Below are 25,256 nucleotides of genomic sequence, written 5' to 3'. Positions count from 1 at the left end.
TTCCCCAATTCTTCTTTTACGGCAATCTAGCCAATAAACCGTAGTATTGTAACTGAGTATGAACATCTCACATATAGCTAAAAAAAGTTAGTTGCAGCAATAGACTTGTCGCTTTATAAAAAATTAGTGTCTGAAACCCTTGCTTTGCCTGGCTCAAAAAATTCAAAACCTTTATTAGGCGACAAGTCTAATGAAAATTACGCATAAGTCAGGTAACAAGCTTCTCTTCGGCAAGATCGAGTTTTGAAAAACTGTAGTGTTTAGTGAGGAAAACCTCAATGATTATCGATCCCTCCCAGAACGATCCACGGAATACCTATCAATTACTTGTAGGTTCAGTGGTTCCCCGACCGATCGCTTGGGTGTCAACGATCGCTAGCGATGGTACGCCCAATGTTGCACCTTTCAGTTTTTTTATGGGCGTAACAGCTAACCCACCGACTCTAGCCATCTCCACAGGTCTAAAACGTGGTGTTAAAAAAGATACTTTATTCAATGTAGAGCAGTCGGGTGAACTAGTGGTCAACATAGTTGTTGAAGAATTGGGAGAACAGATGAACACCACTAGTGGTGACTTTCCACCAGAGGTAGACGAATTTCAAGTAGCAGGACTAACTCCTGCTCCCTCAAACCGGGTGCGTCCGCCACGAGTTGCTGAATCACCGATTAATATTGAGTGTGTGCTGAAGCAGATAGTTTACGTAGCGAATGAAGGTAGCCAATCGGGATTAATTATTGCTGAGGCGGTGCTGTGGCATATTCGGGACGATTTACTCACACCACAAAATACAATTGATGTCGCAAAGTTGCACGCGATTGGTCGCCTGTCGGGTAACTGGTATACCCGCACCCAGGATTTGTATGAAATTACTCGCCCCAATTAAAGTGTTAGTTGATGCAAGAGCTAAGTTATAGAAATTAAAAAATTGCTGGAAAGGCATCCTGCTACGGAGAGATTTTAATGGAGCTAATTTGAGCGATAGCGATTTGACTGGTGTTAATCTCAGTAGTATCGACCCGACTAAATCAGATGCGATCGCCTCCGACACACTAGAAGTGAAAGCAGGTGAAAAGCATTCATAATTTTCATTAAAAGCCCAACACCTGCATTTGGTATCTCTTGTTGCGACTACTCGTAAATTCGGAATCAGCTTTTCTGAGGTTGGAATAATCTTCTGTCTGGCAAAAAATAAATAGTCTACAAAAAAAGGCTGCGATACCTTCGGTAAGCTTCGCTAACGCAGCTTTTTTTGCTAATTTTAAAAAGTATTTAGGTAAGCGCTAGCTTCAGTTAGATCCGAGAGTAGCGAAAACGAAGTCTAAGTAGCCGAAGCCAGCGTAACCACATTTGTGCAGGTTGTTCAAAGAACGTGAAAATATCACCGAAACCCAAATTAGTTTTGTGATGGTGCAACCAGTGTCTCTCAGGAGTAGTAATAAATAGAATTTGGCATAAAATATTGACAAGCTTTGAAGTTTTCCAACCTAGTACACTTATGTGTCTCCACCATACATGAAACTGACCAAGCAGTAATCCAGAGATAACGCCGATGGGAGAGAAAGGCCACAAGACTATTGCTATAAATACATAAGGCAAAGCTCCCAAGATACCATCTAAAAGAACTTGGGGATTAAAAGTCAAAATAGCGTAGTGGCGAAAGTCCTTCTTCCAGGAGTGGTGCGTTTTTAAATGTAGGCTACCAAAAACGTGCTCGGGTACGTGGTAAAAGAATGTAGATAAAAAATCGCCAAAAAACAGTAATAACCAAGCAACAGCGATAGCCTCAAGCATTTGTACTCCTCAAATAAGTTAAGAAAACTCCACAGAAAATATGCAAATTTTATGCTGTAGACGTAGACACCTGATTTTCTATGATGCTTGCATCATCTATGCATTTCATGGGTCTACACTCCAGTTAATTTGGCTCAGAGTATATGTAATTGGGTGAGTTGCAGTTTCACGAATCTACAATCCTTAATGCAGTAAACAGCAACTTGTAAGAACCTCCAATTTGGCTTTTAACTCTGGATTAATGGTAGCAATACATCTAAATCCCGATAGAAATACTGTATTTTACCATAGTTACTACATAATCTTCTTACTAAGACATACAGCGTAAGCAAAGGTTAAGTTAAAATTAGTACAAATTTAGGTTAAGGCGTTCTTCAGTATTATTAATACTAAGCTGATTGCAATTAAGCTTTAATTAAAAATTTAATTAGAACAATAGAAATAGGCATTCTGCCAAAGTAGTCTGGGTTATCAAAGTGAGGAAAGCTGCTTGACAATTAAATTAAGAAGCGGCAAAATTTGGAGTATATAGAATTAACTGTATGCCATAATAGTAGGCTATCAATCAGCATCATCCTCTCTGCAAATCCCTGGACGATTTGCTCCTCCAGCAAGAACTGCCTCCTGGCGCCTGCCTTCTTCAATTACAACTTGTCCTCTTGAAAAGGTATTTCGGCATATCCCAAATTTAGGTTACTTTCCAGTTGGGAAGGTAAAATCAGGGTTTGAAGGTATGATTACACGATTTATCTGTTTCAGCATGAACAAAAAATGGGCCGTCAAACGAATCACTATAAACCTGGCATCAAATGAAGCCAAGAACCTTGAAAAGTATTGTGAACAAACAGGCAGACCAGCAACGGATGTGATTAGAGAACTGATTCGAGCTTTGCCAGTGATAAAATAAAAGTAGATTTGCGAACCATTTAACAAAGTTTGGGGTTTAAATCCCCTGCTTCTATTAAGCAGCGCGTTTTGTGTCGGGGTCTAAATCCCCGGACGCTCTCTACGAGACGCTAAAAGCGAACGCAGACTCGCTAACACAAAACGTAATTGCGTTAGCGCAGCGTAGCGGTAGCGAGGAACGAGCGTCCGTAGAAGCGTCATTGCGAATTGCGAATTGTTTTAACCTTGGTTTATTCTCAAGATATAAGTATTAGAATCTGGTTGAACTACTCAGACTTGCCTACGGCTGTTCGGCTTTACCGTTCCCGAAGGGTAGTTTGATGGCCCTTCTGGACTGGGGCTTTTCAGACTTGGCATGAAAAGTTAGGTCAAGGCAATGCTTGAATAAGTTCCCGAATTACATCTATTGCTGATCTGCCTGTCTGTTCACAATACTTTTCAAGGTTCTGGGCTTCATGTAATGTCAAGTTTAAGGTAATTCGCTTAAGCGCCCTTTTTCTACTGGAGGTTGCAAAACGGGGAAATTTAAATGCAGCAGTTTTATTCATTGATTGATAGGCTAGATATATACAAACTTTCTTTATCAAGCTTGCCAATTTAGAAACTTCTTTACCAGTGAAGATCAGGATTTTGAGATTGAAGTTAAGCTTTACGCCCCAAGTATATTACTTAAAACTCAAGGTATTAAATCACTAATACCACACGTAATGAATTTACCATTACAAGTGCAAGAACCTTTCGGCTCAAGAGATGATGTCACCAATGTCCAACAGACCAGATTATCTGTTGAGGAAGCGGTCTTGAATTGCCGAGACAAGTGGATTTGCCAAAAGTGGCTTTATCAGTGAATATTTTGGTAATATACCTGTTTGAAATCCTCTACAACATAAAATTATTCGTTTGTGATAGCTATCACCTTATATCTATAGCACGTAGTAGATAATTGCTTTTAGTAAAAGGTGATTACACCAGCAGTGAGTTAATACATGACTTTACAGAATTGGAGACGCAAGCGTGGCGTTGCACTTACTAACAAGGGGTTACAAAAAATTAAGGAAGCAAAGCATCAGTCAGAAGCAAAAGAAAATTTTGGAAACAGGTATACTCTTGAAGAAATGAGTGCGCGATCGGGGTTGTATTCCGCTACCATTTCAAAAGTATTGAATCGGGAAGGAGGAGTTGATAAACAGACTATTGAGAAGCTTTTTTCAGCTTTTAAGTTAAAAATAGATAAAAACGACTATTCAAGCTCAAATACTAGTCTAGATTGGGGAGAAGCTATCTTTAACTCAGTTTTTTATGGACGTACAGAAGAAATTAATACGCTAGAGCAATGGATTCTTAATGAGCACTGTCAATTAGTCGCACTATTGGGAATAGGAGGGATTGGGAAAACAACCCTGTCTGTAAAATTTGCTCAACAGATTCAGGAAAACTTTGAGTATATAATCTGGCGATCGCTACGAGAAGCTCCACCTGCTAAAATTATTTTAGGTAACTTAATCCAATTTTTATCTGACGAGCAGGAAACGGAAGGTAACTTAGCAGAAAGCTTTAGCGAGAGGGTATCGCGGTTACTGTATTATTTACAAAATCATCGTTGTTTGCTGATACTTGATAATGCAGAGTCAATTCTCCGCAGTGGGAGCCGCGCCGGACTTTACCGAGAAGGATATGACGAATATGGTGAGCTTTTAAGACGGGTGGGAGAAACAACTCACCAAAGCTGCTTAGTAATGACTAGTCGGGAAAAACCTAGAGAAGTGGCATTGCTAGAAGGACAAGCACTACCTGTTCGCTCGTTACCACTGAATGGTTTAAAGGTTGCAGAAGGGCAAGAAATCTTAAAATTCAAAGGGCTATCGGCGGCAGAAGATGAATGGAAAGTAATGATTGAACGCTATGCAGGCAATCCATTAGCCTTGAAGATAGTTGCCACGACCGTTCAAGATATCTGTGATGGTAATGTGACTGAGTTTTTGCAACAAGATACGTTTGTTTTTGGAGATATTCGCGATATTTTAGAGCAGCAGTTTGAGCGCTTGTCAGATTTAGAAAAGGAAATAATGTATTGGCTAGCGATTAATCGTGAGCCAATGGCGCTTCCAGAATTGCGAGATGATATTATATCACAAGTACCGCAAGCAAAACTAATGGAGGCTGTGGAATCTCTGAGAAGGCGATCGCTAATCGAAAAGGCTACGCCTACGCTCATTGAAAAAACTGGCTCGCTTTTTACCCTCCAGCCTGTAGTTATGGAGTATGTGACTAGTAGCTTGATAGAACTCGTCTGTCAGGAGATTGTCATTCAGAATATTGATTTATTTAGATGTCATGCTCTTATGAAGGCGACAGGTAAAGACTATATCAAAGACACTCAAATTCGCCTCATAATCAAACCAGTTATAGATGGATTGCTTAATGTTTTAAGAAGTAAAAGAAACATTCAAAATCAATTAATTCAAGTTCTCACAAAACTCAGAGAGACATCGCCGTTAGAACCAGGATATACAGCTGGCAATATTCTCAATCTTCTTTCTTATTTAGAAACAGATTTAAGTGGCTATGATTTTTCTTATCTGACTGTTTGGCAAGCAGATATGCGAAGTATCAATTTACATGATACAAATTTTGCTCATGCTGATCTAGCTAAGTGTGTTTTTGCTGAAACCCTCGGTGGTATTTTTTCGGTAGCCTTTAGCCCCAATGGCAAACTTCTAGCTACGGGCGATACTAATAATGAGATTCGCCTGTACCAGGTTGTAGATGGACAACAGATGCTCACTTGCAGGGGTCACGCTGCTTGGGTTCGATCAGTTACCTTCAGTCCTAATGGAGATATTATTGCTAGCGGAAGTGACGATCAAACAGTGAGGTTATGGAATGTTAGCACTGGTCAGTGTGTTGCAAATTTGCAAGGGCATAGCAGTGGTATCCAATCTATCGCCTTCAGCACGAATGGTCACATACTGGCGAGTAGCAGTGAGGATAAAACTGTGAAGTTTTGGGATATCGATACTGGTCTGTGTTTTAAGACTTTATCGGTAGATGATTATAGTGTATGGTCAATCGCTTTCAGCCCCGATGGTGACACAGTGGTAACTGGAAACGACAATCACACCCTCAATCTATGGGATATCAACACTGGTCAATGTATTAAAATATTGAAAGGACATACCAATAGAGTACATTCCGTTACCTTCAGTGCAGATGGTCGCATTTTGGCTAGCGCTAGTCATGATCACACAGTGAAGCTATGGAATGTTGACACAGGACAATGCTATTTAACGCTGCAAGGTCATACTGATTCAGTACATTCTGTTACCTTCAGTTTGGATGGACATATTATTGCTAGTGGTAGTGATGATCAAACGGTGAGAGTCTGGGATGTTGCCACAGGTAAATGTATTAAAACTTTGAGAGGACACAGCAGCAGAATATGGACAGTTGCACTAAGTTCCGACAAAGACGGCTACATCTTGGCCAGTGGCAGTGATGACCAAAAAGTTATGCTGTGGGATGTAAGCACTGGCCGTTGTATCAGGATTTTTCAGGGTTATTGTGATGGAGTTTGGTCTGTCGCCTTCAGCCCAAACGGTTATATGTTGGCTAGCAGTGGGTCTAACAAAATTGTAAGGCTTTGGGATGCTAGCATTGGTACGTGCCTTCAAACCTTGCGGGGACACAATAATCGGGTTACATCAGTTTCTCTTAGCCCAGATGGTCGCATTTTAGCTAGTGGTAGTGAAGACCAAACGGTAAAATTGTGGGATGTCCACACTGGTCAATGTTTCACAACCTTAAATGGGCACAGTAACCGTATATTAGCTGTTACCTTCAGCCCAAATGGTCTGATTTTGGCAAGTAGCAGCGACGATCGCACAATAAAGCTATGGGATATTAGTACAGGTAAATGCATTAATACCTTGAATAGACAAAGCCATCGGGTCTGGTCTATCGCCTTCAGCCCGGACGGTCAGATACTAGCTAGTGGTTGTCATGACCAAACAGTAAAGTTGTGGGATGTCAACACTGGTCACTGCCTTGAATCCCTTCAAGGACATACTGATTGGCTGTGGTCAGTTAGCTTTAGTGCTGATGGGCAGCTTTTAGCGAGTGGCAGTAGCGATCAAACGGTGAAGTTATGGAATGCGAGAACAGGTAAACACCTTAGAACTTTACAAGGTCATACCAGTTCTGTCTACTCAGTCAGGTTTAGTGCGGATGGACGCCTTCTAGCAAGTGGGAGTGGCGACCAAATGGTGAAGTTATGGGATGTCAGTACTGGACAATGCCTTAAAACTTTGTCAGGACATACCAAGTGGGTTTGGTCACTTGCCTTCAGTGCCCATGATCAAACTCTGGCTAGTAGTAGCCAAGATGATACGATTAGAATATGGGATGTGGAGACTGGAGAGTGTCTAAAAATTTTGAGGAATGATAGACCCTATCAAGGCATGAACGTCACTAGGATTACAGGTATAACAGAAGCTCAGAGATCCTCCCTGAAAGCTTTAGGAGCAGTAATTCATGGAGAAGAAAATCCTATAGTTATAAACTGAAAAAACTTGATGCTCATAGAAAAAACTAAATCATTTTTTCAAGACTTAGCTTTTTGATATACTTAAGAACTTGTCTCCACTCTTCTGAAATTTATAGAATGCTTGTCTAATTTCTACTTTATATCCCTGCTTGAGCAGTTGGTTGACAGCTGGCAGCAAAAATGGAGATGGCTTTCCAGATGTGTCTAGCAGTGGAAAAATGCGTGTCTCTATAGCAACGCGACACATTTCTACAATAGAAGCGAGATGGAACTCTTCAGACAGGTGTTGAGAATAAATGAATAAAAAATGAGAGCATAAGGCTAAATCAAATTGCCGATCAGCAAATGGTAAAGTAGGCAGTTCACCTATAACATAACGTTTCTCCTGAATTCCTAAAGAAAGGTCTTCAATGAATTCCTGCATTGCGGATCTTCTAATGTTTAGTAATTGGCTTGGCGATTGAATATCTTGCCAAACAAAATTATCTGGATTTCCTTGCACCGCATTCATGACTTCACGATTAGCTTCTTGGATGCGTTGAGCAATCTCAGTTTTACTGAATTTGTAAATGGGATCGCAAGAGACAACGTTGCCCCCTCTACGGGTCATCTCAACATTAAAGCTTGCAGGTCCACCTGCACAGTCAATAATTTTAAGTTTGTTATCTTCAAGAGTTAAACCAAACATTTTGGTGTATTCTTCAGCAGAACGTCCCCATATAAGGATTTTCTCAAACTTAATCCCCATAACTTTTATCCCAAGAGTTACATTATTAATTCAGGACTCTGAACTTTGGCTATGGACAACTTCCAAAACAGGCATAAGTAGAATTGTTACCCTAACTTGACGCTCATCTTTGTATCTTCCAACCGCGTACTCAACTGCACCTAAAATACCAAGAGCTAACATTCCTAATACAGCAGAAGGTTCGGATACAAGTATTGGCTTCACGGCTGAAAAAGCTAATTCTCCAATTAGTTTGTGAGCGGAGGTTGTAGGATGGACTTGATCCCAAAATAAAAACTTATCTGGTTCACAAGTAACTGACTGCTTGGGAACATTAATAGGCACTACCGATAAGTCTCCAACACAAGATTCGGTAACATTTGCAAAACCGAATTCTCCTGGAGCCGCGATGATTCTATTGAATAGAGAATTAACATTAAGAGAAATAATATTGATATCAGGGCTGAGTTGCTGGCTCAAAAAGTTGAGATTTGCAGTCAAACTGGAGTTGTGTGTATTGATAAAAGTGCTTAGTAAGCTAGAATCTTGATTATTGCCGCCTGTAACTGGAAACTTTCCTAAATCTGGTAAGTTAACTACTACAAACTTTTTAGCACCAATAGCAGCAAGTGATGTCACTGCCATTAATAAATTGTTGACTGCTTGGGTAGGATTAGGAATAGCATCAAAAAAGTAATCTAAATAATCATTCGTACCAGCCCAGACAACGTAGAGAGCGTTAGGGTTTGCAGAAGGATTTGCTAATGTAAAGCTATTAATCTGTTGCTGCAATCCTGGTAAACTCGCAATACCGATATTCTTAGACCCTGTGGTTGCGCCACCATAGGCAAAGTTAGTGTTTAGATTCAACTTTAATCCTAAATCTAAGGCGAGATATTCCACCCAAATTGGCCCATTAGAAAAACGTCCATTAAAGTAAGTTGGACTTGGAGGAATGATTCCGCCTGTGGTATTGAATACATTGCCTGTATCAGAGAGGCTATCACCAAATACATAAATCTCGTCATTATTCTGCGCTGAAACCTTGAGCGGTAAAATGAGAGATAAAATAAAAATTCCGATTGCAAGAATTTGTTTCTTCACAGCCAACTACTTAGGTAAACTTTAAATTTTAGTAAACACCCTCAAAAAGAAAAAGCTTTACTTCTGTCTCTAGAACTTGTCACCGCTAAGTCAGATTCTATTTTATGGATAGGAGCAGAACCTAGTGCTACTTTGCCCCAACGCATGACACTTGCAGAGGCAGCACCTGCTGCACCAAATCCGTAAACAAGAACTAAGTCATTTTCGCTAATTTTTCCTAATTGTGCAGCATAGTACATATTAACTACAGTAAGTACTGGCCCAATGTTTGCATATTGTGGATAGAGGTCGATTGTACGTTCTGGATCAATACCAAGTACATGCGTACAGAAGCGTGCGAACCAAGCTGTGGGTGTGTTGAAAATAAAAAAGTCTATTTGCTCAAGGGTCACACCTGCTGCATTAATAGCACCTTCACAACAAGTACGGAGGAACCCTACAGCCGTTTCGCGAGTTAATCTGTTTGCATCCTTGCTGACCTGCATACGAACCTGCAAGTTGCCATGTATATCCTTGGCGATCGCAGGGTAAATTAGATCGCACAGCGCACCAGCATGAACAGTCTTAATACCAAGAATACCCTGATTTGATTCAAGTTTACTTACCACAAAAGCTCCAGCACCATCGCTAAGAAACCATGAGGCGGTATCATGTTCGGGGACAAAGTGAGAGTAAGAACATGAAATAACTACTAGTACGTTGTGATACTGTTCTGCCGAAACCAAAGCGTAAGCAGTCTGCAACGCAATTAGAGTGCTACCACAGCTTGCATCGATATTCCAGGCCGCACCCTGGAAACTTAGTTCACGCGCCAGAAAGGCAGCATCACCAAATCCGATTTGTTCAGGCCAGACCGAAGCAACAAGCATCAGATCGACATCTTCCAAAGAAAGCTTTGCAGCCGCAAGGGTATCTTTTACCGCGCGGCACTGTAGCATCAGTGGTGACTCATTTGGACTGAGTACCCATCGTTCGACAGTCCCCCGAAAGGGATCTGATAAATAGGGCACCATCTCTAAGTCAAACTCATTCTTGGGGATGGAGCCATCTAGAGAGAACCACTTTCCTAAACTTTTTTGCTCTGCTTGAGCAACCAATTCGGGGTATTTTTCTCTGTAGTAATCGTTATTATGTCTAATGCTGGGTAAACTCACCGCCAGTGAGCGAATACCTACTGCGTGTTGTTCCATAAATAACTTGTTATATTTTCAGTAAGTTAACAATAATAATTAGTTTCGTTCTGGGTAATCAAATTCTGAATGCGACTTTCAATTGGTGCAGGCTGAGTAGGGTCAATGACCACATCGATCACGAACGGAGCGATCGCCACCATTGCTTTTTCTAGAGCAGCCTCGATGTCAGCCTCTCTCTCTACACGGATACCATCGGCTCCCATCCCACAAGCAATATTGACAAAGTTGGTCTGTGGAATTTCTGCATCTACACCCTGAAAGCCCAACATTGTCATGCCCCGATCGCACATATTGTAGTGTCCGTCATTAAGTACTATCCAGACAACTGGAATTTGGTACTTCACAGCTGTGCTAATCTCATTATTCATCAGCATGGCACCGTCACCAACAATGGCGATCGCTTTACCACCACGAGCTAGTGCCGCACCGACAACGCCAGTAGTAATATGCCCCATAGACGCAAAACCGCTACAGTTTCGGTAACAATGTGGCTTGGCAAACCGCAGCATATAATTTCCCCAAGCGGAGGAACTGCTGGCCTCGGTCATCACCAATACATCACTTCCCTCAACAATCAGTCTTTGAATAGCATCCATAAGCACTACGGGACGCACTTTTCCGTGTGTACGTGGATTGATTGTACTGTGTTCATATCTAGGCAGCATCGGTTTTGCCAGATGAGCAGGATGCTGTAAAAAATGTTTCAACAGAGCTTTCACAAACACCCTAATGTCAGACGGAATGGCAAAAGTCTCAGCAGATGAATATGCAGTTCCTGGAACTTCTGGGTCGATGTCAACATGCAAAAAGCCCCGCAAAGGTACCATTACAGGGAGCAAAAGTGATGTGCGTTCGCCTAAGCGTGTTCCCAGAACTAGGGTGCGTAAGGGTCGGTACTCCTGCATATACCTAAAAACAGACTCATGCCCACCGAAGCCGGTGACGCCGACAAACTGAGGATGATTTTCAGGAAAAATACCTTTAGCCCGTGGTGAACACATCACCGCAGCCCCTGTTCTCTCGGCAAGCCGGCGAATTTCTTTTGCAGCACCCCGTGCCCCGAAACCGACCCAGATGGCAAAGGGCCCCTCAGACAGTAACCGGATACATTCTGCGATTGTTTCTTCACTTGTTGTTGCCAGACTCTCAGAGAGAGTAATTCGTGGCAACGAAGTTTTTAGTGAACTTGTCTGGATATTTGTTGGAATACTTATATGAGCTACGAATCCTCCTGGTTGTCCTAGTCCAAGGGCAAGCCTTCGAGAAACCTCTGTGAGTTCATCACTGGATTCGAGAGTAGTTGCATAATGGAATATTTGCCCGGAAGTAAAAATACCTGTGCTAGGCATAGTGTAAGTGCTAGTTTCTTGGCAAGCCCAACGTCCTCTTTGTGGTGCTGATGTTGAAGCTGATACCAGAATCACCTTAGCACCCTCCCAACGGGCAGCTAATAGCCCTGTTAAAGCATTAGTGATCCCTGGCCCTGTGGTAGTGAATACCACAACCGGGCGATCGCTAGCAAAATACGCTTCAATGGCTGCAAAAGCTGCTCCGGCTTCATGCCGAAAGTGCAGCACCTGGATGGGACTTTGATGTAATGCAGCCCACACTGGGGCGATCGCGCCTCCTGAAACACCAAAGGCATATTGCACTCCCATATCTTTCAGGATTTTTACCACTGCCTGTGCTACTGAAAAAGTTAGGGATAACTTGCTATCAAATAGCTGTTTAGTTGAGTTTAATGGTTCAGTGGTATTCGATTGTGTATCCTGAAATTTAAAATTCATAGAAAATATACTTAGGAAAAATTTCCTCTGTGGGATAATATTATGCCACACCCAAGTAGATCAGCGTCAATATTAGTCATTCAAATAAGCTAGCAAACAGCTATGCTGAAGGCAAGAGACGGAAGGGGTTGAGCCTACTTTATCTCTATTAAGAGAGTTTAGTTTTATTGTGCTGATGTATTTGTTTATCTTCACACAGCTTGGTCTTTTCTTATCTACCTACTTAAACTCTGCTTTTATGAAGAAATGTTAAAAAAGTTTAAGAGTGGCAAATGTAGCGATGCCTGCGGCGGGCTGCGCTAACGCAGATGGGTTAACCGATCTTTTGGTTTGTAAAAACTTAATACTCTTAATCAAGTTCTGGAGTATAAAAAAGTGATTGACTTCAATCAATACAAGGCTTTAACTTTCGATTGTTACGGAACCCTAATCGATTGGGAAAACGGTATCTTAGGGGTGCTAAAGCCACTTCTGCTGGCACATAAAACTAATTTGGATGACGATCAAATTCTGGAACTTTTTGCTCAATTTGAAGCAGAACTCGAAAAAGGAGAGTATACCAAATATCGGGAAGTTTTGAAGAGAGTAGTCCAGAAATTTGGTGAACGATTTGGCTTTGAGCCAACTGCTGACGAACTAAATTCACTTGCTGATTCGATTCAGCATTGGCTACCTTTCCCTGATACAATTGAGGCACTTAAAACCCTCAAAAAAGTTTAAGCTGGTAATTGTCTCAAATATAGATGACGATCTCTTTGCTTTCTCGGCAAAGCACTTGCAGGTGGAATTTGACCAGATAATCACAGCAGAACAAGCAAAAAGCTACAAACCCTCCTTCAAAAACTTCAGACTGGCTATTGAAAGAATTGATTTGCCGCTAGAGCAGATATTACACGTTGCTGCTAGTGTATATCACGATATTGTTACAGCCAAATCTCTGGGACTATCAACAGTCTGGGTAAACCGTCGAGCAGTCCAAAAAGGATTTAATACTACAGGTTCAGCAATAAGTCAACCTAACTTAGAAGTGCCAGATTTAAAGACTCTCGCTGCTTTGAGTTCAGCGAAATAATACTGAGGAATAAGTGCTGAGTACCTAGCACTGTTTCAATGAGGAACTGTTGTTACAAAACGAAACAGGGATTGCAACATAGATTGATTCTGTCTTAATCTGGAAAAACTACTAAGCTAGTTTAACGGCACGTTTGCCTTCTTTTGAGGGTGACGCGCAAGGGACGAGCAACGCTCGTAACAACCCTCTGCTTCTGGCTCTCCACGAGCAGCGTGCCGATAAACTTGTTCAAGAAAACACTTTGATAGCCTAAAACGATGAAAGCATCTGCTAATTTCGACTTTGAAGACGAGAAATTTAATGCACCGCCTTCTCAAGTCCTTCCCTGGTGTCAGATGATTAATCCTCGATATGGCACAGATGGTATGCAATCCCACGGTTTGGCAATTAAGCTGGATAATGCTAATGCTGTCGGCTTTGTGCCAGATGATAATTGGCAGCAAGTGGAGCATGAATTTACCTCTGGAGTCGAAACGGTCTTTATTTCCACTACTCCACGCGTGGTTATAGTGCGTCGGGGGCCATTGTCTGTCAAAGACCGGGAAAGCGGTTTAAAACTGGGTACGCTCAAAGAGAATTATGATGCTTTTTTAGCCGACAAACTTAAATTTAAAACCTTTACTCGCTATCTAATTTTTATAGTCGGAGAGAATAAAAAGTTTTTAAATGAATCACCACTACAACTAACTCTTAATGGTGCAGCCGGAGCAAGTTTCAGCAAAACCTACTGCGAATATCAACAAGGCAAAGTAGTTAGTGGATTCGTCGCTGAACTAGAAAAGGCTTATGCTGTTTACCGCAAGCAACCCTTAACACCAAAAGGCCCATTGTTCCACGCTCACGGCATTTTTTGTCCGATAATTGAATGTGAAGAAAGAGGTATTGAACCAAATACAGTTCTAGTAGCTTCAACTGTAGACTATAAACATCCCACGGTAGGGACTTTAACAGAATACTTAATTGCTTCCGATTCTCTTGAGTCTAGAATGATTTGCAAGACTTTTGAAGAATACAAAGATTTTGGGAAGGAAGCTGTAAAATTAGAAACGCCTAAATTGGCAATGGCAGGAGTTTCCAACTCTTACGTTTATGCTGATGAAGATGATTTTGCTTATCCGCCGTACTAAGGAGAGTGAAGAGTGAGGAGTGAGGAGTGATGAGTTTTGAATTAATAACTCCTAACTCTTAACTCCTAACTCCTAACTTTATTCTTTGAGCAGTAAATAATATAGTGAACCATTACCGCCTGTGATGCCAGCGCGATCGCCTGCTAGTTTACCAGACCCCATGAAATAATCTACCCGACCCGGGCCTTTGATGGCGCTTCCTGTATCCTGGTCAAGTACAAAGCGGCTGACAGTACGCCTCTCTAGTTTGCCACCACCAGCAGGATAGGGAAATGAGTTGTAAATCAGCGCTAGCGCTCCCGGTGGCATGAGAGACTTATCTGTAGCAATGGAACGTTCTGCTGTTACTGGCACATGAATACTACCAGTAGCTGGTCTACCGCTTGTTTCTTGGAAGAAAATAAATCGTTCCCAGCGTGGCAGATAATTACTCAACTCCTGAGGCTTTTGTCGGAAGAAAGCAGTCATCCGTGGCATTGTCAATCCTGCCAGTGGAAGTTTGCCATCTTTCGCAAGTTCTTTGCCGATACTAGTCCAAGGGTAATCAGTTCCACCTGCATAGCCAACTGACGTTGTTTTGCCATTAGTTAACTTAATTTGGGCAGAACCTTGGATATGTACCATGTATGCGTCTAAGCGATCGCGGAACCAAAGTAGTTCTAAACCTCGCAATTTACTCTTATTCCCTTTTAAACCATCCTTCCCTTCCAAATCAATTCGTTTTGGGTGGGGTTTGCGCCATTGGCTGAAATCAGGTGGTAGCCGATAAAGAGGATACTTATATATTGCAGTCCTGACACGGCTGGCGGTGTAAACAGGTTCGTAGTAAGCAGTGAACTTAACAGTACCTTTCCCATCGTTACCTACAGACTGGTAAAAGACAAACTCTCGGCTGACAGCAGCTTGTAATTGCGCTGCTGACTTAGAACTGATAACTAGTTGGCGGAAGCGTAACAAACTTCGGCGGACGCGATCAAGGGTAATTTCCTTCATCGGATAATTTTGATATGCTGCGATCGCTTCTTTCTTTGCTAGGTAAAGCAAACTATTATCAATGGAAGCCAACAGCGCGTTGCGATCGCCTATTTTACCCCTTTGACCCCAAATTTGCTCATCCCAACCCAAGCAAGTCTGCTGGAACCTACAATCGCTTCCGATAGCGATTGGTTTTAGCGGTGGCGTTATCTCAGGAGTAATTGGTACTGGCTGAGGTGGAAGATCAGGAGCTATGGGTACTGGCAACGGCAGGAAGTTAGGAACCTGAGCAACAGCCGACCAGAGAGGGTTTACAAGGGCAATTCCCAGACTTAAGGAAAGCAAAGCAAAGGTTTTTCTCATCATTTAGTTGAATCTTTCAACACTGGAACTAAAAACGGGTTCTACCCGGATTGCCACAACCCGAGAAGGTCTTACTACCATATATTCCCCTTGAATATTTTTGATCGGCACGCTAATAAAGTCATTTGAAGCAGATTTTGGCACAAGTTCGCTGCTATACCACTTCTGAAACTCTTGAATAGTAGGAAAACGTACTTCTTCTCGGTGGCCGCTTTCCAGTAGGAGGTATACGGCATATTCATTTGGAGTTCTAGCCATAAGAGTTGAATTATTTAAAAAACATTCAACCCATTGTTAACCACGTAACCCCCGAATGAAAAGGGTAAGCATACGGGAGCAGGGGATTTGGAGGACATCCTTGAGATTTTAAGACCATAAACAATTTGTCAATAAGTAATAGTGCTTAAAATTTTGCCAAAAAGGGGTAAGAAACACAATTTTTAAACTAGCGATGCCTAAGACTTGCTACGCCTACATCTGATTTGAAAAAGCATCATTCATTCTTACCCGAAAATCTCGGTACAAAGTTGAATTAAATACCCAGATGAGTCGATAATTTATTGCACAACTACTTTTGATAAAAAGAATTTCATCTTAAACAGTCAACGAATGCCCTGGCATTTACTAGAGGATATTCAAGAAGCCAAGGCAGCTAAACGCCCAATTATGTAGATAAGCTAAGACGCATTTAATTTTTCAAGCTGAAAACCTCACAGCGAGTTTTTCAGGGTACGAAAAGTACAATTTAGATGCGCGACAGCTTATTGCGATTGTTGGGTGTTGTGGTAATGAACTTAAAGAAACATAGTCTTAGACAAAAGTTCCCCCGACAGTTCTAGCTTGCTACCTGACGTTGATGTTCTTGATCTAGAAACGCACTCGGCTGAAATTTGGCGATCTTCTCGTCAAGAATAAAAGATTTGACATATTCAATCATCATCGTTTGGAGAGAGAACATACCTGATTTGGCATCAATCCACGATCGCGCTTCTAGTAGTTCCAAGCTTTCCAGGAGTTCTTGAGATGAAACAGACGATGGCATCTTTGTTCGTAGCTGTGAAAAAGAAATGGGTTGACGATTGAGTACCATGCATTGAATCGTTGCTTTAGCTGTATCCGACAGCTGTTCAAATTCTTGGTCTAAACCGTCGAAAATTTTACCAAAAACTGTAACTTTCTGCTTTAAAAATTCAGTGATGCTGCCATTAAATAACTGTTGAATCGTTGTGGCAACGCGGTTTAGGGCATAGGGATTGCCTGCATAGGATGCGATTAATCGATTCCAGCTGTCTGGTTTTCCTCTAAAGATTCCTTTGGTTTTGAAAAGTTCTTGTATATCTGTAACCTGTAATCCTTGGAGACAGAATACTCGCACAGGTCGTGTCTTTCCTTCAAGCGAGGTGATCTCATGGGATTTGACACGACTAGTCAAGATTAAGCAACTTTGATGGGTGGCTTCTCCCACTCTTTTAAACAACTCGCAGTATTCCCCGATGGCTGTGTCTTGGAGCCAGATACAGTCTCGACGGGTGATCTCTGGAGCGGCACATTCTTGGAGAACTCTGTCAGCACCGTCTAAAACCAGTAAGCAACGATGATGTTGCAAATAATAAATCAGTCGTGAAATTTTGTGATTGAATGGTTTTGGCTGCTCGGTTTCTTTGCCATCAGATAGGACGGCGATCAGGTCTGCTAGGAGATCGTTAACTGGAGGATTAGGGAGCAGCGATCGCCAAATCACGAACTCAAATTGATCCTGAAGTTGTTGAGCAAGCTTCACCGATAGCCAGGTTTTGCCGATCCCACCCATGCCTAATAGGGTAATGAGACGGCAGGGTATTGGCTCATTTGTAAGAGACTCAGCTAAAATCCAGTGCTTCAGGGTTGCCACTTCTTCCGTGCGTCCGCAAAAAAGGGATACATCTGGTGCTTCTCCCCAATCAATTTGATTTTGAATTTTTGTGTAGTTTTCCTGCGGGTTGATATCTGGATTAATGAACTGATAGTCATGAGTTTCTAGTTGTAGGTTGAATGCTTGGAAACAGTACTTTAGGGTTTGCCGATCTACCTCTATTTCACAGGCAAATACCTTTGCTACTGTATCTGGGTCTAACCCCATGCGAAAGCCTAAGACTTCATGAGTATAATGTTTATCAAAATTATCATAATGTTCTGATTTAGATTTTGCATCTTGGAGTTTCTGCAATCCTTGGGACGTTAGGATTACACCACGTTTACGGCTCCTGTGTTATGATTTCATGGGGAACCTCGCAAGTTATAAATGTATTTTTATGGATAAGCATAACCGTCTGTAGTGCATTGGTAAGATGCAGCAGCAAACAGGAGATGACTGGCACAATCCAGCAGTAAATAACTTAAGCTGCGAAAGCTACAAAGTTATTTACATTTCAATCAAGTCTTGATTGTAAAAGCTGAACTCATTTAAAAGAGTTGTTAAAGAATTATGCTAGGGAACACAGATGAAACACACTATTTAAGACCGAAAGTATGTAAAAATTAAAAGACTGAATAAAGCGAATTTATCCAATTAAATTTATGTTACTTGCTTTCTTCTCGCGCCGACATTAAGTAATTTTACGGTTAGTTATTAAAATCGCGATCGCGAATTGCTCAATTCTATGGTAGTTGCAAGGCTAAGGCTAGTTGAAACAAGGGTGAAGTACTGTTGTGAAGGCGCTCTAACTTTGGGCAGAGGCGGTTAAAAAATTCCTATATCTGCAACCGCTATCTAGAGATTTCCTGGAAAGCGATCGCTATTCTTCTGTTCGCTCCAACTTCAACTTTATATTATTAGACGGACGTTACCAAGTCCTTCAGGTTTCAGGTAAAGGTGGATTTGGTCAAACCTATATAGCCCAAGACACCCCCCATGTAGAATTACACCGCAGACATTGCTGCTGTGTAATCTTAAGTGGTTGTGCAATATAAAATACTTCACTTTCTGACAAGGTGCGAAAGCCTGTAATTTCTAGAGTATTGGGTTCGTTGCGAAAACGCTCTACATGTTAAGTTTCAAAATTATCGGCTTTATCTGCTAAATTAGTTCGATTAACTGTTGCATCTTTATGAAAAAAGTTGCTATATTGCGGTTTTTACGAAAATTTTCAAAAACCCCTTTTGCGGAAAAAGTCGGTATTATTTCAGGCGTGAACGTTGAATCTAATTCACCTCTCGGTTCCAATAGGGGAACTATATGATTTTGTGTATAGTTTCTAACTGCGTTTACCATTTGGATGAGAATCTCCGCTTGGGAAACCACTTCATTTTGGGCCCTTCCCTGAAGTACACTGGATAAAGCAACGCCACTACCCAAAATACTGACTATGAAAACTAATATTAAAAGTAAATTAAATTTAGCACCTATTTTTAAGTTCTTTAAGGTAATGTTCTTTAACATAACCTAACCAACTAAGGCGATATCTGAGTTTGTCTAATATTTATTTATACCTGTTAGAAATTATCTTAACAATATTTAAATAAATATTAATTTTTTGTCGCAATATAACCTATTTAGACAGCAATCAAACTTATCTAAATGAGTATTGAAAGCCAAGTTATTCCCTTAAGTTAAGCATAATTAGTGATGTTTTTGCGATTTCCCCGTCGTTTATTTCTGTTTAATCTGCTAGGTTTGACATTTGCCGCTTGCCAATCACCACGGGAGTTTGAGGGCACATTAACTATTGGTGTTATCAACTATGGTGGAGGCGAACAAATAATTAACCAATATGCCAAATTTAATAATTACTTGGGCGAGAAGACAAATGCATTAATTCAGCTAGAGCCTGCTTTTAATGAAAACAAAGCCGTTGAGCGCCTTGAGGCTCGTGCTTGGTCGTTAGTATTTGCTCCACCAGGTTTAGCTGCGATCGCGATCGCACGTCACCAATATGTTCCTCTGTTTCCTTTAATAGGTATTAGTAATTTGCGTTCAATCTTTGTTGTTCGCAAAGACAATCCAATATCCGAATTAAAACAGCTACAAGGTCAAACAATCGCTTTAGGTCAGTTAGGTTCAGCAACAGGATATTATTTCCCACTTTATAATCTTTTTGGTACAACAATAGCACAGATTCTATTTGCACCTACCCCTAAAGCCGCGTTGGAATTGGTCGCTGAGGGAAAAGCGATCGCCTGTGCTGTCTCGGAGGCTGAATTGAGTCTCTACGGTTCACAGTTGGGGTCAACCCAATTCCGCATCCTATTTAAAGACCCTCACTATGTACCCTTGGGTGTAGTCTTGATTGGGCCCAATGTTGAACTTAAGCGTCAAGAGTTTATCGGTAAAGTAATGAGCGATGCGCCTTCAGGTTTGGCTGAAGAAGTAGGGTATGTACCCAATGGACAAGTACCAGATTACAAATACATGATTTCTGTGGTTGATCGGGTGAGTTCCATTACTTCCAAGCTGCAAAATAAGCCTGTTCGTTTATTTTGATTTAGATCGCGGATTGCTCAAAAAAACAATTTGAATCGTGCTAATTGGTTTTGAAGTGTTCCTGTGAGGATTTTATTTAATTCTGTGGTGTCTTGGAATTGCAAAATTTGCTGTGTCGGTAAGTCGAAGGGAAATTGCCCTTCAAAATCGGGACGTTGCATGTGCGCTAGTAAAATCTGTTCAGACCGCTTACTTTGGATAGCATAGCCAATTTCAATACAGACATTCGGGCTAGGAATTACTTGGGGAGTTTCTTTACCATCAATACTAGCAATGGGCGTGGTGTCAGCGATAAATAACAAACTTTTACGGATTTTTCGCATGATCGTGCGGTTAATCCGTACAGTAGCATCACTGGGGCGAGAGGATTCTACTAATGTTAGGGGAAGGCGCGATCGCTTGTTTAAACTGTCCAAACTTTTTCGCAGTTCTTCTCTTAGAACATTTGTGGCTGCGGCATACTCTGTTTGATACGATAAAAAAATCGTTGGTTCTAACTGAGCCAACAGCGCCTGTTTGGTAAAATAAATTTCATGACTAATTAAGTCAATGTTGGCGACGCAATAGCCACCACTACCTTCAATATAAAATTCAATATTTTCCCCTTCCAGATAGCGTCCAAACCAAGTTGATTTCCTAACTTCGTCGCTTTCTTCTAAAAAGTCTGCTCGCAATGCTGATCTCAGCAGGCTTTTTTTACTTAAGCGAATGTCTGGCGGACGTTTTTCCAGTTCTGGAATCGGCTCGTAATCCTGTAGATACCACGCTCTGAGCGCAATAATTGACATAAGGCGCTATTTAAACTATTTTTCACTCTTTAACTTCGGATAATCTTACACCAAGAGGAGTCCCTATCTCAGACTTCTCTTTAAACACAACAACACCCAAACCTCTACTCGCTGAACTATTTCCTCTTATTATTTATCATAACCAGGGATGTACCAACTTTCATCGCTTGTGTAAACAAGTTATAAAAACCAGTTACAGGGCCCCCTGATATTCCATATTTGAGGAAATAGCAGTTTTCGCGTTGGGTGTTGCTGTGTTTTGACGAGACAGATTTAAGTTAAACAGCGTCTTTTACCTCTTATTACATTCCAAATGCAGCTGTTATTATCTGCCAGGGAAGCTTTATTAGCTTCTATTATTAGATTATCACTTCTGGATAAGAGGTTTTTTTTTGCAACTAAACTTTACTTTAGTCATTTGTCTCAGTTGGGGTTTAAATCTTCGTCTGAAATGTCTTTAATTTTAAATTATTAACGATTCCTCTACCTTTAGCGATCTATTGTGGCTGGAGGCTTTACGGGAATTTCAATCCAGAACTCTGTACCTTTGCCAGGTTCTGAAATGCACTCCATTATTCCACCATGTTTTTCGACAATAATTTGATAGCTGATTGCCAATCCTAGTCCTGTACCCTTACCCACAGGTTTGGTAGTGTAAAACGGGTCAAAAATCCGCTTTTTCACCTCTTCAGTCATCCCAGATCCATTGTCGCTAATACGAATTAATAGACGAGAATTGTCTGCTGAGATTCTAGTGGAAATCTGAATAGTGGGCATTGGGTATTGGGCATTCTCTTTGTCCCTCTTACTCCGATTCTCCATTTCTAGCGCATCTATAGCATTACTGATAATATTCATGAATACCTGATTCATTTGACCGGCATAGCATTCCACCCGTGGTATATTGCCATAATCTTTGATGACTTCAATACCTGGGAAATCACCATTAGCTTTGAGCCGATGTCGCAAAATCAACAAGGTGTTGTCAATGCCTTCATGCAAGTCAACACGCTTGTTTTCAGCCTCATCCAAGCGAGAAAAACTGCGTAACGACAGCACTATTGAACGGATGCGATCGCTTCCTACTTGCATTGAGGTAATCATTTTCGGGAGGTCTTCTACCAAAAATTCAAAATCGATCGCTTTGAGCGCTGCCTTAATTTCACTATGAGGGTGGGGATAGTGTAACTGGTAGAGGCGTAAAATTTCTAGCAGTTCTTCAGTGTAATCACTGGCGTGGCAGAGATTACCGTAGATAAAGTTAACAGGGTTGTTGATTTCGTGGGCGACACCTGCGACCAACTGTCCTAAACCGGACATTTTTTCGGTGTGAATCAATCTTGTCTGTGTTTGTTGGAGTTCATGTAGGGTATGCTCTAACTGGGCAGCTTGATTTCTGGCTTCAGCTTCGGCATTACAGGTTTGTTCGTAGAGTTGTGCTTGTTGAATAGCGATCACAGCCTGATCTCCTAGCTGTTGCAATAAATCAATTTCTGCATCCTCCCAATTTCTAGGAGTCTCACACTCATGGGCTATTAGTAACCCCCATACTTCCATACCTATATTAATGGGAACTATTAAGGTTGCTTGCACTTGCAGACTCTGCAAAAACTTTCGATGACATTCACTTAAAGAAGCTGTCGAAACGTTGTTAACTGCCCGTACCCTGCCCTGATAATATAGACGGGTATACTCATCAGGGAAGCATTCCGGTGGTAGATTCGCTCCCAAAACTGACTGCCAATTGCCATTAATTTCTTCTACAATCACGGATTTACTCTTCAGTTCAAAAATCAGCACTCGGTCTGAATTTAGCAGGGGACGAACTTCCCGAACGATGGATTGCAGAGTTATCTGCAAGTCTAATGTGCGGCGAATATGCTCTGTAACTTGCTTGAGTACCTTGGTAAATAGTAATGATTTTTCGAGTTCATAAGTTTGCTCTTGCACCCGCAGTTCTAGATTGGCATTCAGGGTTTGTACCTGTCTAAACATTTGTTGCTGCTGAATTGCCATTGAGAAATGATAGTACAAGGCTTGCGCTAATGAGATGTCTTCTGGTTTCCACTCAGATGATTGCCCCTTTTTTTGCTCTCGCCAAAGCTCAAAGGAAAGCTGGGGTAATAGTTGCCGCTGATTTTTTTCACATCGTCCCGCCCACAAGATTTCCGTTTCAAATTCAGAGCGAAAAATGCTTAATACACCGATAAATTTTTCTCGGTCATGTAGGGGAATCACTATAAGTCCGCGAATTTGAGTTGAACGGAATGCTAAAGCCAAAACTCGTAAATATGGCTCTTTATACAGGTCAGTTGTTGCCCAAATATTCCCTTCTTTACACTCAGCCATCCAGTTTTGCCAGATGGGATGCTGTTCGATAATATTGTTATCTAACTCGTAGGGGAGCGTTGGTTGGTCGCCCCAGGTGTATAGTTCCTGACTCTGTTCAATGTAAAGCCTGCCACCTGTTCCATTGAAGGCAGTAATAACTTCTTCTAGCGCCCCCTGCAATTGGACTGTCGGCAGTTTATGTAATAGCGTGGTTACTCGGTTAATAGTAGCTTCTCGTTCTTGCTTGGTGCGGGTTGCGGTGAGGAGATTACTTTGAGCGATCGCGATCGCTACTTGGTCAGCTACTTGCTGCAATACTTTTAGTTCCCGCTTGGAAACTTTTCGCGGTTTACTGTGATGAGATACCAGCAATCCCCACAATTTAGGCTTTGCCGATTGTTCTTGTGGATCGCAATCTAAAATTGGTACTATCAACGAAGACTGCACACCCATTGCCTTTAAGTATTGAATATGGCACGGGTCTACCTGCCGATAGTGGATATTAGTTCGTAGAAGTTTACCAGTTTCTTTTGACTGTAGAGGCGATATCCCGATCTTCCCGTTTGCCACATCCACAATCGAACGTTGCCCCGCTAACAAAAACATCTCCCTAGCTTCTTGTGGAATATCATCAGCAGGGAAGCGCTGCCCTAATAAGGATGGCAGACGCTGCTCATTGATAGATTCAGCAATAACTTCACCGCTACCATCGGTATCAAAACGATACACCTTTACCCGATCTACACCCAAAAATAAACGTACCTGGCTAACGGTAGTCGTTAATATCTCTTGGAGGTCGAGCGATCGCCTGATCTGATTTATCATCTGGTGCAGTAAACTTTCTTGATCTAAGCTTTGCTGCAACCCTTTTGGTTTATCGGTAAATGTCATTGCTTATATACACCATGACTGAAGTATAATTTTTTTTATAATTGTCGCTGTTTAGAGTTTTCAACTTAACAATGCCTTGATTTTCATCCCATTTCCAAAAATTCCTGCGACAAATGCATTTGCTCTGGGCGTGCATCTGTGGCAAATATCTTTGAAAATTGAGCAGAGGATATTTGAAAAGTATTAGATATTTTGCTTAATCCCTCTAACCCTTCTAAAGTTAATTTAGGGAGACATCAAGTAATTTGATGTCTCATTAACTACTTTCAAAACCTCTGTTTCAAGTTTGAAATTAAGGAATTTTAATCATTGATACCTATTAATTTTATACTCTCAACCATTAAATTATTTCAGTAATATTACTTAATTTTTGACTTAAAAACTGGGTTAAATTAAATAAAAATATTTTTTATTGTTTTTGCCCATTAATTCCATTAATTAAAATTTTTCAAATAAATAACTAAATTATTGGCAACTGTTTCAAAGATTTTTGGCTGGGGAATTTTACTATTCCCCGTCGAATTACTGATTTTATATTGAATGTAACTATCTTGATTAAATTATTCGTAAATTACCGTTAAAGATAGTAAGTTACGGATTTCTTCACGCACACTCATGAGAGTTTTGCCGAGATGGTTAAGACCTGCTCTATTAGCACCACAGCCCCAAAAAGAATCGGTTGGGGAGTTTTCAATCAAAATCTCATCGCCTGTGTTCAGGAGAACTTCTCTAATATCAATATGAGTGATAAACTTTTTGAGGACAGCTTCTCGCATAATTTCAGTTTTGACCAAATCCCAGTCTCGACGGAGTTGGCGAGAGCTACATCTTCCCAACGCGGCAGCTTCTTCTGGGGTAGCGGCAGCATGGATGACGGGTATAATTGCCGCATCTGTGCTGCTAACAAACTTTTGCGCTTGATAATAATGCTCAACCGTTGGCCAGTAAATGCCCTGGATATGGATTCCGTGGGGAGAAAAGTTAGAAAAACAGCCATAAGGCTGCCAAACCTTATAAAAGTAAATGGTCATTTGAAAATTGCTCTTTTATATATTCAATTTCAGGGTAGCTGAAAGATCGCACTCGCAACCCAAAATCGAGCTTATCAAACAGATTTTCTCTCGGTTCATATCACCAAGGATTCTTCCCAACGGCTTATAAAGATTCTCAAACTTCACTCTAGGAATTGGGCATGGTC

General features: G+C 41.2%; 22 protein-coding genes. 9 read left to right on the top strand and 13 right to left on the bottom strand.

Features of this window, described 5'->3' with window-relative positions:
* Window positions 1-278: 278 nt before the first annotated feature.
* Window positions 279-884, top strand: a complete 606-nt coding sequence (locus LC608_RS28140) for a flavin reductase family protein (protein WP_229556720.1) — start codon at window positions 279-281, stop codon at window positions 882-884.
* A gap of 55 nt (window positions 885-939) precedes the next feature.
* Window positions 940-1,083: a pentapeptide repeat-containing protein gene (locus LC608_RS28135; RefSeq protein ID WP_308189938.1), complete on the top strand. Its 144-nt coding sequence runs from the start codon at window positions 940-942 to the stop codon at window positions 1,081-1,083.
* A 208-nt stretch (window positions 1,084-1,291) separates the two neighbouring features.
* Here the strand turns inward: LC608_RS28135 and LC608_RS28130 are convergent, their stop codons facing one another.
* On the bottom strand, window positions 1,292-1,792 hold the full coding sequence (locus tag LC608_RS28130) for a fatty acid hydroxylase (RefSeq protein ID WP_229556718.1): 501 nt from the start codon (window positions 1,790-1,792) through the stop codon (window positions 1,292-1,294).
* A gap of 760 nt (window positions 1,793-2,552) precedes the next feature.
* On the opposite strand from LC608_RS28130, the gene LC608_RS28125 reads away from it, so the two are divergent.
* The 3 genes from LC608_RS28125 to LC608_RS28115 all read left to right on the top strand — a co-directional run bounded on the left by LC608_RS28125 (window position 2,553) and on the right by LC608_RS28115 (window position 7,260).
* A complete protein-coding gene (locus LC608_RS28125; protein ID WP_196522620.1) occupies window positions 2,553-2,699 on the top strand; it encodes a ribbon-helix-helix protein, CopG family in 147 nt (48 codons plus the stop codon).
* Window positions 2,700-3,405: 706 nt separating this feature from the next.
* On the top strand, window positions 3,406-3,546 hold the full coding sequence (locus LC608_RS28120; protein ID WP_229556717.1) for a hypothetical protein: 141 nt from the start codon (window positions 3,406-3,408) through the stop codon (window positions 3,544-3,546).
* Window positions 3,547-3,684: 138 nt separating this feature from the next.
* Window positions 3,685-7,260: an NB-ARC domain-containing protein gene (locus LC608_RS28115; RefSeq protein ID WP_229556716.1), complete on the top strand. Its 3,576-nt coding sequence runs from the start codon at window positions 3,685-3,687 to the stop codon at window positions 7,258-7,260.
* Window positions 7,261-7,305: 45 nt separating this feature from the next.
* Here LC608_RS28115 and LC608_RS28110 read toward each other — a convergent pair whose 3' ends face one another.
* From LC608_RS28110 to LC608_RS28095, 4 genes are read right to left on the bottom strand one after another with little or no spacing between them, the layout of a single operon-like run.
* Window positions 7,306-7,989 (bottom strand): class I SAM-dependent methyltransferase, encoded by a 684-nt coding sequence (locus LC608_RS28110; RefSeq protein WP_229556715.1) that lies wholly within the window; start codon window positions 7,987-7,989, stop codon window positions 7,306-7,308.
* 30 nt (window positions 7,990-8,019) lie between these two features.
* Window positions 8,020-9,072: an SGNH/GDSL hydrolase family protein gene (locus tag LC608_RS28105; RefSeq protein WP_229556714.1), complete on the bottom strand. Its 1,053-nt coding sequence runs from the start codon at window positions 9,070-9,072 to the stop codon at window positions 8,020-8,022.
* 41 nt (window positions 9,073-9,113) lie between these two features.
* Window positions 9,114-10,262 (bottom strand): 3-oxoacyl-ACP synthase III family protein, encoded by a 1,149-nt coding sequence (locus tag LC608_RS28100; protein WP_229556713.1) that lies wholly within the window; start codon window positions 10,260-10,262, stop codon window positions 9,114-9,116.
* Window positions 10,263-10,288: 26 nt separating this feature from the next.
* Window positions 10,289-12,052 (bottom strand): ScyA-related TPP-binding enzyme, encoded by a 1,764-nt coding sequence (locus LC608_RS28095; RefSeq protein ID WP_229556712.1) that lies wholly within the window; start codon window positions 12,050-12,052, stop codon window positions 10,289-10,291.
* A 375-nt stretch (window positions 12,053-12,427) separates the two neighbouring features.
* On the opposite strand from LC608_RS28095, the gene LC608_RS28090 reads away from it, so the two are divergent.
* From LC608_RS28090 to LC608_RS28080, 3 genes are all read left to right on the top strand, one after another.
* Window positions 12,428-12,772, top strand: a complete 345-nt coding sequence (locus LC608_RS28090) for an HAD family hydrolase (protein ID WP_229556711.1) — start codon at window positions 12,428-12,430, stop codon at window positions 12,770-12,772.
* On the top strand, window positions 12,699-13,124 hold the full coding sequence (locus LC608_RS28085) for an HAD hydrolase-like protein (RefSeq protein ID WP_308189937.1): 426 nt from the start codon (window positions 12,699-12,701) through the stop codon (window positions 13,122-13,124). Before LC608_RS28090 ends, LC608_RS28085 begins: the two co-directional genes overlap by 74 nt.
* Window positions 13,125-13,381: 257 nt before the next feature.
* Complete coding sequence (locus tag LC608_RS28080) at window positions 13,382-14,251, top strand: DUF5895 domain-containing protein (protein WP_229556709.1); 870 nt, start codon at window positions 13,382-13,384, stop codon at window positions 14,249-14,251.
* Window positions 14,252-14,329: 78 nt separating this feature from the next.
* Here the strand turns inward: LC608_RS28080 and LC608_RS28075 are convergent, their stop codons facing one another.
* The 5 genes from LC608_RS28075 to LC608_RS28060 form a co-directional block, all read right to left on the bottom strand.
* Window positions 14,330-15,589, bottom strand: coding sequence for a murein transglycosylase A (locus tag LC608_RS28075; protein WP_229556733.1), 1,260 nt, complete (start codon window positions 15,587-15,589; stop codon window positions 14,330-14,332).
* Between the two features lie 3 nt (window positions 15,590-15,592).
* The gene (locus LC608_RS28070) at window positions 15,593-15,847 is read right to left on the bottom strand and encodes a hypothetical protein (protein WP_229556708.1); all 255 of its coding nucleotides are present in this window, start codon (window positions 15,845-15,847) and stop codon (window positions 15,593-15,595) included.
* 577 nt (window positions 15,848-16,424) lie between these two features.
* Complete coding sequence (locus LC608_RS28065; RefSeq protein ID WP_229556707.1) at window positions 16,425-17,795, bottom strand: NB-ARC domain-containing protein; 1,371 nt, start codon at window positions 17,793-17,795, stop codon at window positions 16,425-16,427.
* 661 nt (window positions 17,796-18,456) lie between these two features.
* Window positions 18,457-18,558, bottom strand: a complete 102-nt coding sequence (locus LC608_RS37690) for a hypothetical protein (protein WP_374108468.1) — start codon at window positions 18,556-18,558, stop codon at window positions 18,457-18,459.
* 86 nt (window positions 18,559-18,644) lie between these two features.
* Window positions 18,645-19,007, bottom strand: coding sequence for a DUF3365 domain-containing protein (locus tag LC608_RS28060; RefSeq protein WP_229556706.1), 363 nt, complete (start codon window positions 19,005-19,007; stop codon window positions 18,645-18,647).
* 186 nt (window positions 19,008-19,193) lie between these two features.
* Here LC608_RS28060 and LC608_RS28055 point away from each other — a divergent pair, with 186 nt between their 5' ends.
* Window positions 19,194-20,048, top strand: coding sequence for a phosphate/phosphite/phosphonate ABC transporter substrate-binding protein (locus LC608_RS28055; RefSeq protein ID WP_229556705.1), 855 nt, complete (start codon window positions 19,194-19,196; stop codon window positions 20,046-20,048).
* Between the two features lie 17 nt (window positions 20,049-20,065).
* Here LC608_RS28055 and LC608_RS28050 read toward each other — a convergent pair whose 3' ends face one another.
* The 3 genes from LC608_RS28050 to LC608_RS28040 form a co-directional block, all read right to left on the bottom strand.
* A complete protein-coding gene (locus LC608_RS28050) occupies window positions 20,066-20,836 on the bottom strand; it encodes a hypothetical protein (RefSeq protein WP_229556704.1) in 771 nt (256 codons plus the stop codon).
* 489 nt (window positions 20,837-21,325) lie between these two features.
* Window positions 21,326-24,058 carry a GAF domain-containing protein gene (locus tag LC608_RS28045; protein WP_229556703.1) on the bottom strand — a complete coding sequence of 911 codons (2,733 nt, stop codon included), beginning with the start codon at window positions 24,056-24,058 and terminating at the stop codon, window positions 21,326-21,328.
* Between the two features lie 560 nt (window positions 24,059-24,618).
* Window positions 24,619-25,089: an NADAR family protein gene (locus LC608_RS28040; protein ID WP_229556702.1), complete on the bottom strand. Its 471-nt coding sequence runs from the start codon at window positions 25,087-25,089 to the stop codon at window positions 24,619-24,621.
* Window positions 25,090-25,256 lie beyond the last annotated feature (167 nt).

Origin of the sequence: Nostoc sp. XA010 (assembly GCF_020829625.1) — a bacterium.
Taxonomy (GTDB): Bacteria; Cyanobacteriota; Cyanobacteriia; order Cyanobacteriales; family Nostocaceae; genus Nostoc.
Note: the sequence above shows the minus strand (reverse complement) of the source record. Positions and strands in the feature narration are given on the sequence as shown.